Genomic DNA, 15,940 nt, shown 5'->3' with positions numbered 1-15,940 from the left:
ACCTCAAAACGAGGTCTTCTTGAAGATCGGCTCCGGAACGGCGCGGATCACGGTCATGACGAGCCGCCAGGCCGCGGCGGTGTAGATCACGTTCCGCTTGCGCAGCAGCCCGGCCAGGATGGCCTCGGCGACGGCCTCTGGCGTGGTCATCAGGGGCATCTTCATCCCCCAGGTCATGGCCGTGTCCACCGGTCCGGGCTTCACCGTCATGACGTGCACGCCCGAGCGGCCGAGCCGGTTGCGCAGGCCCGAAAGATAGGCCGTGAAGCCTGCCTTGGCCGCACCGTAGACGTAGTTCGTCACCCGTCCCCGGTCCCCGGCCACCGAGGAGACGCCGACGACGGAGCCGCCGCGCTCTTCGAGGAGGGAGGCGATCTCGTGCAGGAAGCGGGCGGGGCCGGTGAGACTGTCGGTCACCGTGCCCTCGATCAGCGCGGGGTCGGCATCGATCCGCGATTGCTCGGGCATGGAGCCCACGAAGACCGCCACGTGCAGTGGGCCCTCGCGCGCGCGCGCGGAGTCGAGGATGGGCGCGAAGCTGCCGGGATCCCGCACGTCGAAGCTCTGCCACTCGGCGGACCCAGCCCCGCGTGCCCGGCAATCGGCGGCGATCGCCTCGAGATCGGTGGCGTCACGTCCGCAGAGAAGCAGCGCCTCGCCCCGCTCCGCCAGGCGGCGGGAGAGAGCGCGGGCCATGGAGGAGGTGGCGCCGAGCACGATCCAGGTCATGCGGCCTCCCTGAGCTTCAGGCGGCGGACGAGGTCGGTGACGTAGCGCCCCTCGGGGTCGGCCTTCGTCACCTCGTCGAGCCAGTCCGCGTGTTCGGGATACATCCCCCGCACCCGTTCGGGTCCCGCGAGCGCGTCCTTGGCGAGGTAGAGCCGCCCGCCCGCCTCCTCGGTCATGGCTTCGAGTGTCTCGATGAGCCGTGCGGCCTGCAACCGGTTGGGGAAGTCGACCGCGAGGGTATAGCCTTCCATCGGGAAGGACATCGGCCCCGCGCGCCCCGGGCCCATGCGCTTGAGCACGGCGAGCGGCGAGGCGAGGCCGGACTTCGCCACCCGCTCCAGCATGGCACGGAGCGCGTCGGCGGCGCCTATGGGCACGACGCACTGGAACTGGTGAAAGCCGCGGCGGCCGTAGAGCCGGTTCCAGTCGCGGATCTTGTCCAGCGGGAAGAAGAAGGTCTCGATGGGCCGGACGACGGTCCGGCCGGACTTCGGCACGCGCCGGTAGTAGAGCGCGTTGAAGGCCTTCACGACCGGCGGCGCCAGCGCGGCGCCGGGCGCATCCAGCGGGACACGGCGGGCAGTCTTCGGGCGGGGGACGAGGCCCGGGCCCGTTTCGCCCTCCTCGACGACGCCTCGGCCGAGGGCCTCTCCGGTCGCGGTGGCGTCGATCCAGCCGACGACGTAGGTCGCCTCGGAGCGGTCGAGCAGGCTGAGGTGGCTGTACCAGTCCGGCGCCCGGCGTTCGGTGACCATCATCACGTCGCCCTTGGCGCGCTTGAGCGCGATCTTCGCCGAGGAGAGGATACCGGTCTGCCCCAGCCCGCCCATCGTCGCGCGGAAGAGGGGGTCTTCCGGCGTCAGGGTGCGGGGGCCGTCCGGGCCGAGCAGCTCGATCTCGGTCACGTGCTGGCCGAAGGAGCCCGCGCCGTGGTGGTTCTTGCCGTGCACGTCCATGGCGATGGCCCCGCCCACCGTGGCGAAGCCGGTGCCCGGCATCACAGGGGGCAGCCAGCCGCGCGGGGCGAAAAGCCGGGCGATGTCGCCGAGGGTCGCTCCGGCCTCGACATGCAGGATGCCGGTCTCTTCGTCGAAGCCGAGGATCCGGTCGAGGCGGGTGAGATCGCTGGCGCGTCCGCCCGAGACGAGTGCCGCGTCGCCGTAGCTGCGTCGGTTGCCGATGGCCGGGCCCTCGGTGGCGAGTGCGGGCAGGTCGCGCTGCCGCTCGGGCCGGGCCAGCTCTCCGTCTGCCCAGAGCGCCCGGCCCCAGCCGGCGTATCGCGTGCGCTTCCAGGTCATGGGCCCGCCTTGCGGGACAGGCGCTCGGCCACCGGGAAGATGAGCAGCCCGATGCCGATGGCGAACCACAGCGTCGTGACGCGGATGATGGCCGTGGCGGGGATCGAGACCTCCAGCGGAATGCCGTCGAGCGAGAGCAGGGCGATCATCGCCGCTTCGGCCCCGCCGACGCCACCCGGCGCGCCGGTGAGCCCGCCCGCGAGCGTGGAGAAGGTGAAGATCGCCACCGCCTTGGCGAGCCCGAGGTCGGCGCCCATCCAGACCAGCAGCAGGTGGAAGGCGTAGCCCTCCGCCGCCCAGCCCGCGAGGCCGAGCGCGATGGCACCGGCGGCGACCGGGAAGCTGGAGAAGAGCGCCAGCGACCGTGCCGAACGTCTCAGACGGCCCATAAGCCGGGGCGCGAGCCCGGTGGCCCGGTATGTCAACGTGGTGATCTGCGCGAGCAGCCGGGGCCGGGTGGCGACCCAGGCCGCGGCGAGTGAGGCGAGGGCCACCGGCAGCGCGAAGGCGATGCCCGAGGCCGCCAAGGCAAGCGAGAGGGCCAGCAGCAGCGCCATGGCGGCGAGATCGCCCGCTCGGTCCACGAGCGCCAGCGGCGCGGTGCGCTCCACCGGCCAGCCGGTCTCGCGGCGCAGCCAGCGCATCCGGACGAGCTCGCCCAGCCGGCCGGGGGTCACGGACATGGCGAAGCCGCCGAGGAAGTGCCGCAGGTTCTGGCCGAGCCCGGTCGAGAGGCCGAGCCGCCGCGCGCAGACGTGCCAGCGCAGTCCGCGGAGGAGGTAATTGGCCCCGCTCAGCGCCAGCAGGGCGATGATCTGGGGCAGGCCGAGCTTCATCAGCTGGGCGCGCGTCTCCTCCCAGCCGGTGGCGGCCGCGAGGCTCACGAGGCCCGCTATGACCAGCACGAAGAGACCGCCGAGCAACGCCACGTCCCGCCACCTGCGGCGGGTGTCCAGGGAGGACGCGCGCACCTCTGGCGCGGGGACTGCGGGCTTCGGTGTCATTGGCGCCGGATTAGCGACGGATTGGGGCAATAGAATGACGTCGTCCCGGATCCGGAAACGCCGGATCGGCGTCAGACCGAGAAGAGATCGGCCCATTCCGGGTGCCTGGCCCGCTGGGAATTCACGTAGGGACAAAGCGGCACGATGCGAAACCCCTCGGTCCGCGCGTCATCGAGCATCCGGTCGAGGAGGGCACGGGCGTAGCCCTTGCCCTCCAGCGCCTTGGGTACGGCGGTGTGATCGGCGATGACGAGCGCGGCGGAGAGAACCGAGTAGGTCAGCTCCGCCTCCCCCTCCGGCGTCGAGATCACGTAGCGGCCCTTGGACCCCTCCACCTCTCGCCGGATCTCGGGGGTGTCAGTTGACAATCGTCGCCTCGGTTGCTTCGCGGATCTGGTCCTCGGTGACCTCGGGAGCGGTCTCCATGATCTTCAGCCCGCCCTCGACCACGTCGAGCACGCCGAGGTTGGTGATGATGCGGTTCACAACGCCCGTGCCGGTCAGGGGCAGGGTGCATTCCTTGAGCAGCTTGGACTCGCCCGCCTTGTTCTGGTGATCCATGACCACGATCACGCGCTTCACGCCGGCGACGAGGTCCATGGCCCCGCCCATGCCCTTCACCAGCTTGCCGGGGATCATCCAGTTGGCGAGGTCGCCGTTCTCGGCCACTTCCATCGCGCCGAGGATCGCCATGGCGATCTTGCCGCCGCGGATCATCGCGAACGAGGTGGCGCTGTCGAAGTAGGCGGTATGCGGCAGCTCGGTGATGGTCTGCTTGCCGGCGTTGATGAGGTCGGGGTCCTCCTCGCCCTCGAGCGGGAAGGGACCCATGCCCAGCATCCCGTTCTCCGACTGTAGCGTGACGTTCACGCCCTCGGGGATGTAGTTCGGCACCAGGGTCGGAATGCCGATGCCGAGGTTCACGTAGGTGCCGTCTTCGAGTTCCTGCGCCGCGCGGGCGGCCATCTCGTTGCGATCCCAGGGCATGTGCTGCGTCCTTTCTGCCGTTCCCGCCGGCTCTGCGCCGCGCGCATCGCGGCGGGCCGGTCCCGTTGCATCGATGGATAGCCCAGCCGGAGGGGACGGTCGAGGGCTGCCTAGTCCCGCTGGTCGGCGGGCACGTCGACCGTGATGATTGTCCCGGAGGTGGCCTTGGTCACGATGACCTCGCTCTCCAGGCCGTCCGCAAGCTGGCGGACGATGCGCCCGCCGAGATTGCCGTCGTTTGGCCAGTCGAGGCCCTGCGGCAGGCCGATCCCGTCGTCGCTGATCTGGACCCGCAGCACGTTCGAGGAGAGATCCCGGATACTCACCTCGACAAGCCCCGCGTCGCGGCCGTCGAAGGCGTGCTGGAGACTGTTGGTGAGGATCTCGGAGACCAGCAGGCCGATGCGCGTCGCCGTCTCGAAGCGCACCTCCTTGGCCTCGGCGTTGACGTTGACGCGCACGCCGCTGCGGCCGTCGAGGTGCGAGATCGCGCTGGCGACCCTGGTGAGATAGGCGCCGAGGTCGATCGACTCGTCGTTCCGCCGCTGGCTCACCCCGCGAAAGGCCATCTCCTCGTAGAGCAGCTGGAGCGTCTCGACGCGGCGCGAGAGGGTGGTGAAATCCTCTTCGGCGGAATGGCCGCGCGCCTGCATCCGGATCATGCCCACGATCATCGACAGGTGGTTCTTCACCCGGTGCTGGATCTCGTGGAGCATCGTGTCGATGGAGTTCTCGTCGCCGTCCTCGCGCTCCTCGTCGCCGCCGGGCTCCGTGATCCTGACCTGCACGCCGAGGAAGTAGGGCGTCTCGTTCTCGCCCAGCTGCAGCGGCGTGACCATGACGCGGTTCCAGAAGGGCTCGCCGTCCGCGCGGTAGTTGAGGAGGTCGACGCGGGTCTCCTCCTTGTCGCGGATCGCTTCCCGGAGGCGGGCCACGGCGGCGGGGTCGGTGTCCTCGCCCTGCAGGAACCTGCAGTTCCGGCCGACGGCGGAGGCCGCCGAATAGCCGGTCATCTGCTCGAAAGCGCTGTTGACGTAGACGATCTGGTTGTCGTCGAGCTCGGGGTTGGTCAGCACGATGCCGAGGCTCGTTCTGTCGAGCGCACCGCCGACGTTTGCCGTCGTCGCGATCTCGCTCTTCAGATTGCGTATGTCAGCCACGGCACCGGTCTCCACGAATCGTTAACTACAACACTCTTACGACAGCTCCCCGGACAAATCGCCCTTGGCCGTGCTCGGGGTCAGGCCGCCCGGGTCGTCCGCTGCTCGATCCGCTTCTCGTGCTCGCCCTGGATCAGGCGGTGCACGTAGATGCCGGGCAGGTGGATGTGATCGGGATCGAGCTCGCCGGGCTCGACGATCTCCTCGACCTCCATGACGCAGATCTTGCCGCACATCGCCGCCGGCGGATTGAAGTTGCGGGCGGTCTTGCGGAAGACGCAGTTGCCCGTGGTATCGGCCTTCCAGGCCTTCACGATGGAGAGGTCGGCGAAGATCCCGCGCTCGAGGATGTAATGCTCGTCGTCGAAGACCTTCACTTCCTTGCCTTCGCCGATCTGCGTGCCGTAGCCGGTCTTGGTGTAGAAGCCCGCGATGCCCGCGCCGCCGGCGCGCATCCGCTCCGCCAGGGTGCCCTGCGGATTGAACTCGAGCTCGAGCTCGCCGCCGAGGTACTGGCGCATGAACTCCTTGTTCTCGCCCACGTAGGACGACATCATCTTCTTGACCTGCTTGGATTCCAGCAGAAGCCCGAGGCCGAAACCGTCGACGCCCGCGTTGTTGGAGGCCACGGTCAGATCCTTCACGCCGCTGTCGCGGATCGCCTGGATCAGCAGCTCGGGGATGCCGCAGAGGCCGAAGCCGCCCGCCGCGATGAGCATTCCGTCGTGAAGCAGCCCGTCCAGAGCCTCGGCCGCGTTGCCGTAGACCTTCTGCATGATATCCCCCGGTAAATCTGTGTTGCGGGCAAGCCTACGGCCCGGGGGAGCGGTGTCAATCCGCCCCCCGGGCCGCGTCAGGCAAGCTTAGAGAATGCTCTGGCCGGTCTTTTCCCAGTCGGACAGGAAGCTCTCGATACCCTTGTCGGTCAGCGGATGGTTCACCATCGCCTGGATGACCTTCGGCGGGGCGGTGGCCACGTCGGCGCCGATCTTGGCGGCCTCGGACATGTGGTTGGCCGAGCGGATCGAGGCGGCGAGGATCTGCGTCTCGAAGCCGTAATTGTCGTAGATCTCGCGGATGTCGGCAATCAGGTTCATGCCGTCGAGGTTCAGGTCGTCGAGACGGCCGATGAAGGGCGAGATGAAGGTCGCGCCGGCCTTGGCGGCGAGCAGCGCCTGGTTGGCCGAGAAGCAGAGCGTGACGTTGACCATGTTACCTTCGTCGGTGAGCTGCTTGCAGGCCTTCAGGCCTTCCCAGGTCAGCGGAACCTTGATGGCGATGTTGTCGGCGATCTTCTTGAGCTCGTGACCCTCGGCGATCATGCCCTCGGCGTCGAGCGCCACGGTCTCGGCGGAAACGGGGCCGTCGACCAGCTCGCAGATCTCGCGGGTCACGTCCTTGATGTCGCGGCCCGACTTGTGGATCAGCGAGGGGTTCGTCGTCACGCCGTCGACCATGCCGAGCGCGTGCAGCTCCTTGATGGCGTCGATGTCGGCCGTGTCTACGAAGAATTTCATGGGGTGGCTCCTTTCGGGCGGAACATGGGGTCGGGGCCGGTCTAGCGCAAACGCCTCCCGGCCGGAAGCCGTCGCACCCGGCTTGTCCTCGCCCGCCCGCGGGCCTAATCCCTCCGCTCGGAGGGACCATGCGCGAGAGCCTCTTTCCCGAGATGCAGACATCGCCCGAAGAGGGCTTCTTCGACGAGGGCGATCTCGTCGGCGTGCTCACCACGCAGCCGATCGACCGGGTGCTGGACTACCGTGCGCCCGAGGGCGGCTGCATGCTCGGCCAGTTCGTCGAGGTCCCGCTCGGGCCCCGCCGCGTGCTCGGCGTCGTCTGGGCCCAGGGGCGCGGCGACTACGACCTGTCGAAGATCCGCCCAGTCTCACGCGTGCTCGACGCGCCGCCCATGACAGAGGAGATGCGCGAGTTCCTCGAGCGGGCGGCGGCCTACACGCTGACGCCGATGCCCGCGATGCTGCGTCTCGGGACCCGGGCGCCGGGGCTCGGCGATCCGCCATCGATGCGCAAGGTCTACCGGCTGGGAGAGGGGGCGCCCGACCGGATGACCCCCGCCCGCGAGAAGGTGCTGGGCGTGCTGCGCGAGTACGGCGGGCTCTCGTTCACGCTCAAGGAGCTGGCCGACTACGCCGACGTGGGCACCTCGGTCGTGAAGGGCCTGGTGAAACAGGGCGCCGTCCGCGAAGAGGACACACCCCGCGACGCGCCCTATCCGCTGCTCGACCCCGACCTGCCGGGCAAGGCGCTGACCGGCGATCAGCAGGCCGGGGCGGAGCGGCTGCGCGCCGGCGTCCGGTCGGGGCGCTACGGCACGACGCTCCTGCGCGGGGTGACCGGCTCGGGCAAGACCGAGGTCTATCTCGAAGCCGTCGCCGAATGCCTGCGGCAGGGGAGGCAGGCGCTGGTGCTCCTGCCCGAGATCGCGCTGTCGTCGGAGTTTCTCGACCGGGTCCGCACCCGCTTCGGCGGGTTGCCCGCCGAGTGGCACTCGGGCGTGACCATGACAGAGCGCCGGCGGGCGTGGAAGATGGTCGGCGAGGGCCAGGCCCGGATGGTCGTGGGCGCGCGATCGGCCCTCTTCCTGCCCTACCGCGACCTGGGGCTCATCGTCGTCGACGAGGAACACGACACCTCCTACAAGCAGGAGGACGGGGTCCTCTACAACGCGCGCGACATGGCCGTCCTGCGGGCCTCGCTCGCCGGGGCGCAGGTGGTGCTCGCCTCTGCCACGCCGAGCCTCGAGAGCTGGGCCAACGCCGAGGCGGGCAAGTACGAGCGCATCGACCTGACCGACCGCTTCGGCCCCGCCGTCATGCCCCGGATGCGCGCCATCGACATGCGCGACGAGGATCTGCCCGGCGCGCGCTGGATCTCGCCCACGCTGAAACGCGCCGTGGAGGGGCGGATCGAGAAAGGCGAGCAGGCGCTGCTGTTCCTCAACCGCCGCGGCTACGCCCCCGTCACCATCTGCCGGGCCTGCGGCAACCAGATCGGCTGCGACCACTGCGACGCCCGGATGGTCGAGCACCGCTTCCTCAAGAGGCTGATGTGCCACCAGTGCGGAGAGACCAAGCCGATCCCGGAGGCCTGCCCCTCCTGCGAGGCCGAGGGCAAGCTGGCGCCGGTGGGACCTGGTGTGGAACGGCTGGCCGAGGAGGTCGCCGGGGTCTTTCCCGACGCCCGGGTGGCGATCCTCTCGTCCGACCTCTACGGGACCGCGCGACAGCTCAAGGCGCAGATCGAGGCCATCGCCCAGGGCGGGGCCGACATCATCATCGGCACCCAGATCGTCGCCAAGGGACACAACTTCCCGCTGCTGACGCTGGTGGGCGTGATCGACGCCGACCTCGGGCTGCAGGGCTCGGACCTGCGCGCGGCCGAGCGGACCTTCCAGCTCATGCGCCAGGTCGCGGGCCGGGCCGGACGCGCCGACCAGCCGGGCGAGGCGCTGCTGCAGACCTTCCAGCCCGAACACCCGGTGATCCGCGCCATCCTCGGCGGTGACGAGGAGGCCTTCTGGGCCGCCGAGGCGCGCGAGCGCGAGGCGGCGGGCGTGCCGCCCTACGGACGCATGGCCGGGATCGTGCTCTCGGGGACGGACGTGCAGGAGGTCTTCGACCTCGGCACCCGGCTCGCGCGGAACGACGTCGCGCTGCGCCGGATCGGCGCCCAGGTCTTCGGTCCCGCGCCCGCGCCCATCGCCCGGATCCGGGGCCGCCACCGCGTCCGCCTGCTCGTGAAAGCCGACAAGGGCGCGCCGCTGCAGGCGGCCCTCGCGGACTGGGCCGGGCAGGTGCGTCTCAAGGGCGAGACGCGCATGGCCATCGACATCGACCCGCAAAGCTTCTTCTGATCCCGGCCCGCCTTGGCCATTGGAGTCTGGCGGCCCCCGGAAAAGGGGCCTAATCCACCGAACATGCGGATCGTCCGTCTCTCCGAGGCCCCGTCCCTGCCTCTCTGGCAGCGGCCGGTGACGCTGCTCTTCCTGATGGCCATGGCGATGCCGGTGGCCTTCGCCACCTGGTCGTCTCTGCTCAACAACTTCGTCATCGAGGTCGCGGACTTCGACGGCTCGGACATCGGCTGGCTCCACACGGTGCGGGAGGTGCCGGGGTTCTTCGCGGTCGGGGTGATCGCGCTGATCCTGGTGGTGCGCGAGCAAGTGCTGGGACTCGTGGCGCTGGCCCTGCTGGGGGTGGCGACCGCCCTCACCGCGCAGTTCCCCTCGCTGGGCGGGATCCTGACGATCACGATGCTCTCGTCGATCGGCTTCCACTACTTCGAGACCGTCAACCAGTCGCTCCAGTTGCAGTGGATCGACCGGGAGCGGGCGCCGCAGGTGCTGGGCTGGATCCTTGCCGCCGGATCGGCGGCGACGCTAGTGGCCTACGTCCTCATCGTGCTGACCTGGGAGAGCTTCGATCTCTCCTACAGCTTCGTCTACTGGCTCTCGGGCGGGGCGACGGCGTTGATCGCGGTCTTCGCCTTCTTCGCCTACCCGCAGTTCGAGTCGCCCGATCCGCAGTTTAAGACGCTGATCCTGCGGCGGCGCTACTGGCTCTACTACGCGCTTCAGTTCATGTCGGGCGCGCGGCGGCAGATTTTCGTGGTATTCGCGGGCTTCATGATGGTGGAGCGCTTCGGCTTCGAGGTGCACCAGGTGACGGCGCTCTTCCTGATCAACCTCGTCGCCAACATGGTGCTCGCCCCAGTCTTCGGGCGGGTGGTCGCGGTCTTCGGCGAGCGCGCGGCGCTCCTCTTCGAGTACGGCGGGCTGGTGGTGGTCTTCCTCGCCTACGGCGGGGTCTACTGGTTCGGCTGGGGCGTGGTGCTGGCCTCGGCGCTCTACGTGGTGGACCACCTCTTCTTCGCGCTGCGGCTGGCGATGCAGACCTATTTCCAGAAGATCGCCGACCCGTCGGACATCGCGCCCACGGCGGCGGTGGCCTTCACCATCAACCACATCGCCGCGGTCTTCCTGCCGGCAGCGCTGGGCTACCTCTGGCTGGTGACGCCGGGCGGGGTCTTCCTGCTTGCCGCCGGGATCGCGGGAGGCTCCTTCGCGCTGGGGCTGCTGGTGCCGCGCCATCCGGCCCCGGGCAACGAGACGATCTTCGCCCGCCGGGGGCTGCCCGCCCCGGCGGAGTGACGCGGCCCGTGGAAGCCGCCGCCCGGGCCGCCTATATAAGGCCCAGACAGATGACGGGAGAGACCATGTTCGGACTGCTCAACAAATCGCTCGAGATGCCGGCGCCGGGCGAAGCCCTTCCGGGACGCGCCGAGCCCATCCCCACCGCCGAGACCCATTTCGTCAACCAACGCCCCCTCACCATGGAGGTGCCGGCGGGCCACGAGGTGGCGATCTTCGGCATGGGCTGTTTCTGGGGCGTCGAGCGCATGTTCTGGCAGCTCGACGGCGTGTACCTGACCATGGTCGGCTATGCCGGCGGCGAGACGCCCAACCCCACCTACCGCGAGGTCTGCACCGGCAAGACCGGCCATAACGAGGTGGTCCGCGTGGTCTACGACCCCTCCAAGGTCTCCTACGAGGACCTGCTGCGGGTCTTCTGGGAGGGTCACGACCCGACCCAGGGCATGCGGCAGGGCAACGACCGCGGCACCCAGTACCGCTCGGGGATCTACTATACCTCGGAGGCGCAGAAGGAGGCCGCCGAGCGCACCAAGGCCCAGTTCGCGCCGCGTCTCAAGGATGCGGGCTACGGCGCCGTGACGACGGAGATCCTGCCCGCGCCGGAGTTCTACTTCGCCGAGGACTACCACCAGCAGTACCTCGCCAAGGAGCCCGGCGGCTACTGCGGCATCGGCGGCACCGGCGTGACCTGCCCGGTGGGCACGGGCGCCTGACGCGATCCGGCGGACTGCCCGGGCCTGCGGCCCGCGCAGCCATGCTGAGCCTTGCCCCGCCTGCGCGGGACAAGGCGGTCGGGGGCTGTCTGCCCCCGCCGGCGAAGGCCCGGGGCCTTCGCCGCCCCCGAGGGATACTTGGGCCCAGAAGAAGGGTGCTGGCGCGGCCCCGCGCGATCGGGTAGGCGGCGGGCATGCCGACCTATACCGCGATCACCACTCTCTCCGACGAGGCCCGCGCCCAGGCGCTGGGCGAGGCGCTCGAGGCGCTGGAGCCCGAACCCACCGGTGTGGGCGTCTTCGAGATGGAGGATGGCTCCGGGCTCTGGGAGGTCGGCGCCTATTTCACCGAGCCGCCCGATGGAGTCGCCCTCTCGTTGCTGGCGGCCGCCCAAGGCGCGCGGGATTTCACCGTCTCGGAGCTGCCGGAGACCGACTGGGTCGCCAAGGTGCGCCGCGATCTCGCGCCGGTCGAGGCCGGTCGCTTCTTCGTCTACGGCAGCCATGACGCCGATCGCGTCCCCGAGGGGCGCGTCGCGCTGCTGATCGAGGCGGCCATGGCCTTCGGCACCGGCCACCACGGCACGACGCTGGGCTGCCTCCGCGCGCTCGACCGGCTGGCGGAGGCGGGCGAGGTGAAACACTCCGTGATCGACGTGGGCTGCGGCACGGCGGTGCTCGCCATGGCGGCGGCGCATCTCTGGCCCGGCGAGATCCTCGCCTCGGACATCGATTCCGTCGCGGTGGAGGTAGCCCGGGCCAATGCCGCGGCCAACGGGCTCTCCGACCGGATCCGCTGCGTCGAGGCCGCGGGTTTCGAGGCCGGCGAGATCGCCGCGGCCGCGCCCTTCGACCTGGTCTTCGCCAATATCCTGAAGGCGCCGCTGCTCGATCTGGCCGCGCCCATGGCGCGGGCGACGGCGCCCTCCGGCCACGCCATCCTCTCGGGTCTGCTCAATGCCCAGGCGGCGGAGGTGATCGCGCGCTACGACGAGGCGGGCTTCGACCTCGCCCACCACGAGGAAATCGGCGACTGGAGTACGCTCACTCTCCGCCGAAGGGCCTGACGCGCGCCGCGATACTGCCCCATTCCCCATGCAGGGTCCGCTCCCGTAGCGAGGGAGACCTCTCATGTCGGACACGCAGCGCCGGCCCTTCGAGCAGCGCGTCAAGCGCATCGAGAAGCGGCACCGGCAGATCAACGAGTATGGTGCTGACCCGCGGCTGACGCGCGACGGGCTCATCGTCGTGAAGGCCCGGCGGCGCATGCGGCGGTTTCCGTGGCGGGCGCTGCTCCTGGTCCCGCTGCTGGCCTTCGCGCTGAAGGCCGGTCTCTATCTTCATCTCGGGCCCGAGGACTGGGCCGAGCGTCTCGCGGCGCTCGATCCCGAGGACCCGGTCGACCGCGCCGGGGCCTTCGTCCTGCAGCCGGACCCCGCGACTCTCTGGATCGCGGAGCAGGTCGACCGGGCCGGGGGTTGAGCCGGGCGGGGTCGCCACATGTTCCCTCAACGAGAAAAGCCTGCCGCCCGGGGTCGGGCGACAGGCTGTGCCTAATGTCCGGTCCGAGCCGCGTTCAGCGGCGGCGGCGTCCGTCGGCCACCACGTCGATATCGCCGTGGTCGAGCCCGATGTCGGCCAACTCGTGCGAGGTCAGGCGGGCGAGGGTGCCCCGCGTCTTGCGGGAGTCGTTCCAGGCGCGGAACGCGGCGAGCGCGCGGGTGTGGAGAGGGGCGGCGCCGCCCTGGGGGGCGGCGAAGGGGCGGGTCTGGTCGTAGAGCGCCATGGTGCTGTCCTTAGCCGGTGCGAGGGGCCTCGCGGTGGGTGTCGTTCAGCGCAGGTAGGCGGAGAATCAAGGCCACGGAAGCGTATTTTTTGCATGGGTCCCATGCTCGGATTGCATGTCACGGAAGCGACGCAAGTGGCTGAAAAACGACGTTAAATTCGGCCCGGGATGTCGCGTTCGGGACAGGTTGTGCCGGGATTGGACCCTGTTCTCCGCGGTGCGCCTCGATCACGGATTGTGACAATCGGCTTGGCCGATGTTCGCTCTTTGTGCTAGCGTCCGGCAAAACATAAGGGGCAGGCATGCGGGTAATCGGGCTCGATCCGGGATTGCAGCGGACAGGATGGGGCGTGATCGACTTGCGCGGCTCCCGCCTGGTCCACGTGGCGAACGGCGTTTGCGCCTCCGAGGGCACCGCGCTGTCGGATCGCCTTCATTCCCTTTTTCTAAAGTTGAGCACGGTCTTCGCCGACTGGGCGCCGGAAGCGGCCGCGGTGGAGCAGACCTTCGTCAACCGCGACGGGGCCGGGACGCTGAAGCTCGGCCAGGCGCGCGGGATCGTCATGCTGGTGCCGGCGCGGGCCGGGCTCGCCGTGGGGGAATATGCGCCCAACGCCGTGAAGAAATGCGTGGTGGGCGTCGGGCACGCCGACAAGCGGCAGGTCGATCACATGGTCCGGCTACACCTGCCGGGCTGTGATCCGGCGGGGCCCGACGCGGCCGACGCGCTCGCCGTCGCGATTTGCCATGCGCATCACCTTCAGTCCGCGAGCTCGGTGGCCGCGGCGGTGGCGAGGGCCGGGGCATGATCGGTCGGCTCTCCGGGCGGCTCGACTACCGGGCCGCGGATCACGTGCTGATCTCGGTGGGCGGCGTCGGCTACGTCGTCTTCGTCTCCGACCGGGTCATGGCCGCGCTGCCGGGCCCGGGGGAGGCGGTTTCGCTCTATACCGACCTGCTGGTGCGGGAGGACCTGCTCCAGCTCTTCGGCTTCACCACCCTGCAGGAGAAGGAGTGGCACCGGCTTCTCATGTCGGTGCAAGGGATCGGGGCCAAGGCGTCGCTCGCCATCCTGGGTGCGCTCGGGGCCGAGGGCGTCGGCCGGGCGGTGGCGCTCGGCGACGCGGCGGCGATCTCGGCGGCCAAGGGGGTGGGGCCGAAGACGGCCGAACGGGTGGTGCGCGAATTGAAGGACAAGGCGCCCTCCGTCATGGCGCTGGGCGGGACGATGGCCGCGGCGATGGCGGGTCACGTCGAAGAGCCGGAGGTCGTCGAGAGCGACGCGCCGCGGCCCGCGCCGGCACCCGCTCCACGCGGCGGGGCGGCCCAGTCCGAGGCGCTCTCTGCGCTCACCAACCTGGGCTACGGTCCCTCCGAGGCGGCCTCTGCCGTCGCCGAGGCCGGGGAAGAGGCCGAGGACACGGCGGGCCTCATCCGCGCCGCCTTGAGGCGGCTGGCGCCGAAGGGCTAGGGATGGGCCGCTCATCCGCCCTCCGGGCGACTTTGCGAAAGGCCGCGCCATGACCGAGCCCGATCCGACTCTGCGTCCCGACCGGCAGCCGGAGGACGCCGACCGCGCACTGCGGCCGCAGGCGCTGGACGAGTTCATCGGCCAGGAAGAGGCGCGTGCGAACCTGCGGGTCTTCGTCGAGAGCGCTCGGAGGCGGGGCGAGGCGATGGATCACGTGCTGTTCCACGGGCCGCCGGGGCTGGGGAAGACGACGCTCGCGCAGATCATGGCGCGCGAGCTGGGGGTGGGGTTCCGGACGACCTCGGGGCCGGTTCTGGCCAAGGCGGGCGATCTCGCGGCGATCCTCACCAATCTCGAGGCGCGGGACGTGCTCTTCATCGACGAGATCCACCGGCTGAACCCGGCGGTGGAGGAGGTGCTCTACCCGGCGCTCGAGGACTTCGAACTGGACCTCGTGATCGGCGAGGGTCCGGCGGCGCGGACGGTGCGGATCGAGCTGCAGCCCTTCACGCTGGTGGGGGCGACGACGCGGCTGGGGCTGCTGACGACGCCGCTCCGGGACCGGTTCGGGATCCCGACGCGGCTGCAGTTCTACACCGTGCCCGAGCTGCACGAGATCGTCACCCGCGGGGCGCGGCTGATGGGCGCTCCGGCGACGAAGGACGGCGCGCAGGAGATCGCGCGGCGGGCGCGGGGAACGCCGCGGATCGCGGGGCGGCTGCTGCGGCGGGTGGTGGACTTCGCCGTGGTCGAGGGGGACGGGACGGTGACACAGCAGATCGCCGACCGGGCGCTGACGCGGCTGGGGGTCGACGGGCTCGGCCTCGACGGGGCGGACCGGCGCTACCTCAGGCTCATCGCCGAGAGCTACGGCGGCGGGCCGGTGGGGATCGAGACGCTCTCGGCGGCCTTGTCGGAGAGCCGGGACGCGCTGGAGGAGGTCATCGAGCCCTTCCTGCTGCAGCAGGGGCTGATCCAGCGGACCCCGCGGGGCCGGATGCTGGCCGATGGAGCCTGGCGGCACCTCGGGCTGGATCGGCCGGCGGGGCAGGGCGGGCTCTTCGACTGAGCTGTCCAAATTTGGACAGGGGGTCAACGATCGGAAATACAATGAAAAGCGTGTTTTCGTGACCTTTCGGCCCCGGTGCGAGGCGCGGGCCAGGACCGGAGCGCCGAACGCGGCTGGCGTTGATCGCTTCAGGCTTCAGGGCCATGATTTACCAAGGGTCAATCTAGCGGAGGGATTCGGCATGGGACGGCTCTGTCTCGCAGCGGTAATCGCGCTCCTCGTCGTACCGGCGCAGGCGCAGGACCTCGATGTCGGGTTTCCGATCGCAGAAGACGGCCAGGCCGCCGGATGCGCGGGGAGCGTGGTCGCGGGGCTGGACCCGGGCGGGGACGGCTTCCTGGCGGTGCGCAGCGGACCGGGGTCCAGCTACCGCAAGCTCGACGAGCTGGTGAACGGGGACATGGTGCGCACCTGTGCCCGGAGCGGGCCCTGGTGGGGCGTCTACTACGGCCAGCCCCGGCGTGTGGGGTGGGTCCACGGCAACTGGCTGGTCGACGGGGCGGGCTGACGCGCCGGCGCGGCGGCCCGCGGGCTTGACCCCGCGGGCCGG

Annotated in this window: 18 protein-coding genes; 9 read left to right on the top strand and 9 right to left on the bottom strand. The window is 70.1% G+C overall.

The window, feature by feature from the left end:
* Positions 1 to 3: 3 nt before the first annotated feature.
* The 8 genes from F3S47_RS03405 to fsa form a co-directional block, all read right to left on the bottom strand.
* Complete coding sequence (locus F3S47_RS03405) at positions 4 to 729, bottom strand: SDR family NAD(P)-dependent oxidoreductase (RefSeq protein ID WP_150443792.1); 726 nt, start codon at positions 727 to 729, stop codon at positions 4 to 6.
* Complete coding sequence (locus tag F3S47_RS03400) at positions 726 to 2,027, bottom strand: FAD-binding protein (RefSeq protein WP_150443791.1); 1,302 nt, start codon at positions 2,025 to 2,027, stop codon at positions 726 to 728. The genes F3S47_RS03405 and F3S47_RS03400 overlap by 4 nt, the downstream gene beginning before the upstream one ends.
* Positions 2,024 to 2,956 carry a lysylphosphatidylglycerol synthase transmembrane domain-containing protein gene (locus tag F3S47_RS03395; RefSeq protein WP_223877702.1) on the bottom strand — a complete coding sequence of 311 codons (933 nt, stop codon included), beginning with the start codon at positions 2,954 to 2,956 and terminating at the stop codon, positions 2,024 to 2,026. Before F3S47_RS03395 ends, F3S47_RS03400 begins: the two co-directional genes overlap by 4 nt.
* Positions 2,957 to 3,102: 146 nt before the next feature.
* A complete protein-coding gene (locus F3S47_RS03390) occupies positions 3,103 to 3,399 on the bottom strand; it encodes a GNAT family N-acetyltransferase (RefSeq protein ID WP_150443789.1) in 297 nt (98 codons plus the stop codon).
* Complete coding sequence (locus F3S47_RS03385) at positions 3,389 to 4,018, bottom strand: CoA transferase subunit B (RefSeq protein ID WP_150443788.1); 630 nt, start codon at positions 4,016 to 4,018, stop codon at positions 3,389 to 3,391. Before F3S47_RS03385 ends, F3S47_RS03390 begins: the two co-directional genes overlap by 11 nt.
* A gap of 110 nt (positions 4,019 to 4,128) precedes the next feature.
* Positions 4,129 to 5,178 carry a PAS domain-containing protein gene (locus tag F3S47_RS03380; protein WP_223877701.1) on the bottom strand — a complete coding sequence of 350 codons (1,050 nt, stop codon included), beginning with the start codon at positions 5,176 to 5,178 and terminating at the stop codon, positions 4,129 to 4,131.
* A gap of 80 nt (positions 5,179 to 5,258) precedes the next feature.
* A complete protein-coding gene (locus tag F3S47_RS03375) occupies positions 5,259 to 5,954 on the bottom strand; it encodes a CoA transferase subunit A (RefSeq protein ID WP_150443786.1) in 696 nt (231 codons plus the stop codon).
* 87 nt (positions 5,955 to 6,041) lie between these two features.
* Positions 6,042 to 6,695 (bottom strand): fructose-6-phosphate aldolase, encoded by a 654-nt coding sequence (gene fsa, locus F3S47_RS03370; RefSeq protein ID WP_150443785.1) that lies wholly within the window; start codon positions 6,693 to 6,695, stop codon positions 6,042 to 6,044.
* 128 nt (positions 6,696 to 6,823) lie between these two features.
* On the opposite strand from fsa, the gene F3S47_RS03365 reads away from it, so the two are divergent.
* The 5 genes from F3S47_RS03365 to F3S47_RS03345 all read left to right on the top strand — a co-directional run bounded on the left by F3S47_RS03365 (position 6,824) and on the right by F3S47_RS03345 (position 12,546).
* A complete protein-coding gene (locus F3S47_RS03365; RefSeq protein ID WP_223877700.1) occupies positions 6,824 to 9,052 on the top strand; it encodes a primosomal protein N' in 2,229 nt (742 codons plus the stop codon).
* Between the two features lie 63 nt (positions 9,053 to 9,115).
* Positions 9,116 to 10,348: an MFS transporter gene (locus F3S47_RS03360; protein ID WP_150443784.1), complete on the top strand. Its 1,233-nt coding sequence runs from the start codon at positions 9,116 to 9,118 to the stop codon at positions 10,346 to 10,348.
* A gap of 65 nt (positions 10,349 to 10,413) precedes the next feature.
* The gene (msrA, locus tag F3S47_RS03355) at positions 10,414 to 11,064 is read left to right on the top strand and encodes a peptide-methionine (S)-S-oxide reductase MsrA (RefSeq protein ID WP_150444205.1); all 651 of its coding nucleotides are present in this window, start codon (positions 10,414 to 10,416) and stop codon (positions 11,062 to 11,064) included.
* Between the two features lie 194 nt (positions 11,065 to 11,258).
* Entirely contained in the window at positions 11,259 to 12,131 is an 873-nt protein-coding gene (locus F3S47_RS03350) for a 50S ribosomal protein L11 methyltransferase (protein WP_150443783.1), read from the top strand.
* 64 nt (positions 12,132 to 12,195) lie between these two features.
* Positions 12,196 to 12,546, top strand: coding sequence for a hypothetical protein (locus tag F3S47_RS03345; RefSeq protein ID WP_150443782.1), 351 nt, complete (start codon positions 12,196 to 12,198; stop codon positions 12,544 to 12,546).
* 94 nt (positions 12,547 to 12,640) lie between these two features.
* On the opposite strand, the gene F3S47_RS03340 is transcribed toward F3S47_RS03345, so the two are convergent.
* Positions 12,641 to 12,850, bottom strand: coding sequence for a DUF1127 domain-containing protein (locus F3S47_RS03340; protein WP_150443781.1), 210 nt, complete (start codon positions 12,848 to 12,850; stop codon positions 12,641 to 12,643).
* 302 nt (positions 12,851 to 13,152) lie between these two features.
* Between F3S47_RS03340 and ruvC the strand changes: the two genes are divergently transcribed.
* The 4 genes from ruvC (at position 13,153) to F3S47_RS19285 (ending at position 15,898) form a co-directional block, all read left to right on the top strand.
* Positions 13,153 to 13,659, top strand: coding sequence for a crossover junction endodeoxyribonuclease RuvC (gene ruvC / locus F3S47_RS03335; protein ID WP_150443780.1), 507 nt, complete (start codon positions 13,153 to 13,155; stop codon positions 13,657 to 13,659).
* Positions 13,656 to 14,321 carry a Holliday junction branch migration protein RuvA gene (gene ruvA / locus F3S47_RS03330; RefSeq protein WP_150443779.1) on the top strand — a complete coding sequence of 222 codons (666 nt, stop codon included), beginning with the start codon at positions 13,656 to 13,658 and terminating at the stop codon, positions 14,319 to 14,321. The genes ruvC and ruvA overlap by 4 nt, the downstream gene beginning before the upstream one ends.
* Positions 14,322 to 14,370: 49 nt before the next feature.
* Positions 14,371 to 15,390 carry a Holliday junction branch migration DNA helicase RuvB gene (gene ruvB / locus F3S47_RS03325; protein ID WP_150443778.1) on the top strand — a complete coding sequence of 340 codons (1,020 nt, stop codon included), beginning with the start codon at positions 14,371 to 14,373 and terminating at the stop codon, positions 15,388 to 15,390.
* A gap of 181 nt (positions 15,391 to 15,571) precedes the next feature.
* Positions 15,572 to 15,898 (top strand): SH3 domain-containing protein, encoded by a 327-nt coding sequence (locus F3S47_RS19285; RefSeq protein WP_191090062.1) that lies wholly within the window; start codon positions 15,572 to 15,574, stop codon positions 15,896 to 15,898.
* The last annotated feature ends 42 nt before the right edge of the window (positions 15,899 to 15,940 follow it).

Origin of the sequence: Histidinibacterium aquaticum (assembly GCF_008710275.1) — a bacterium.
Lineage (GTDB): Bacteria > Pseudomonadota > Alphaproteobacteria > Rhodobacterales > Rhodobacteraceae > Oceanicola > Oceanicola aquaticus.
This window is presented reverse-complemented; position numbering and strand designations above follow the sequence as displayed.

Coding starts and splice junctions, on each gene's coding strand:
- F3S47_RS03405 (WP_150443792.1), bottom strand. CDS start 729: ATGACCTGGATCGTGCTCGGCGCCACCTCCTCCATGGCCCGCGCTCTC.
- F3S47_RS03400 (WP_150443791.1), bottom strand. CDS start 2,027: ATGACCTGGAAGCGCACGCGATACGCCGGCTGGGGCCGGGCGCTCTGG.
- F3S47_RS03360 (WP_150443784.1), top strand. CDS start 9,116: ATGCGGATCGTCCGTCTCTCCGAGGCCCCGTCCCTGCCTCTCTGGCAG.
- F3S47_RS03385 (WP_150443788.1), bottom strand. CDS start 4,018: ATGCCCTGGGATCGCAACGAGATGGCCGCCCGCGCGGCGCAGGAACTC.
- F3S47_RS03375 (WP_150443786.1), bottom strand. CDS start 5,954: ATGCAGAAGGTCTACGGCAACGCGGCCGAGGCTCTGGACGGGCTGCTT.
- F3S47_RS19285 (WP_191090062.1), top strand. CDS start 15,572: ATGGGACGGCTCTGTCTCGCAGCGGTAATCGCGCTCCTCGTCGTACCG.
- F3S47_RS03365 (WP_223877700.1), top strand. CDS start 6,824: ATGCGCGAGAGCCTCTTTCCCGAGATGCAGACATCGCCCGAAGAGGGC.
- ruvC (WP_150443780.1), top strand. CDS start 13,153: ATGCGGGTAATCGGGCTCGATCCGGGATTGCAGCGGACAGGATGGGGC.
- F3S47_RS03340 (WP_150443781.1), bottom strand. CDS start 12,850: ATGGCGCTCTACGACCAGACCCGCCCCTTCGCCGCCCCCCAGGGCGGC.
- fsa (WP_150443785.1), bottom strand. CDS start 6,695: ATGAAATTCTTCGTAGACACGGCCGACATCGACGCCATCAAGGAGCTG.
- F3S47_RS03350 (WP_150443783.1), top strand. CDS start 11,259: ATGCCGACCTATACCGCGATCACCACTCTCTCCGACGAGGCCCGCGCC.
- F3S47_RS03345 (WP_150443782.1), top strand. CDS start 12,196: ATGTCGGACACGCAGCGCCGGCCCTTCGAGCAGCGCGTCAAGCGCATC.
- msrA (WP_150444205.1), top strand. CDS start 10,414: ATGTTCGGACTGCTCAACAAATCGCTCGAGATGCCGGCGCCGGGCGAA.
- ruvB (WP_150443778.1), top strand. CDS start 14,371: ATGACCGAGCCCGATCCGACTCTGCGTCCCGACCGGCAGCCGGAGGAC.
- ruvA (WP_150443779.1), top strand. CDS start 13,656: ATGATCGGTCGGCTCTCCGGGCGGCTCGACTACCGGGCCGCGGATCAC.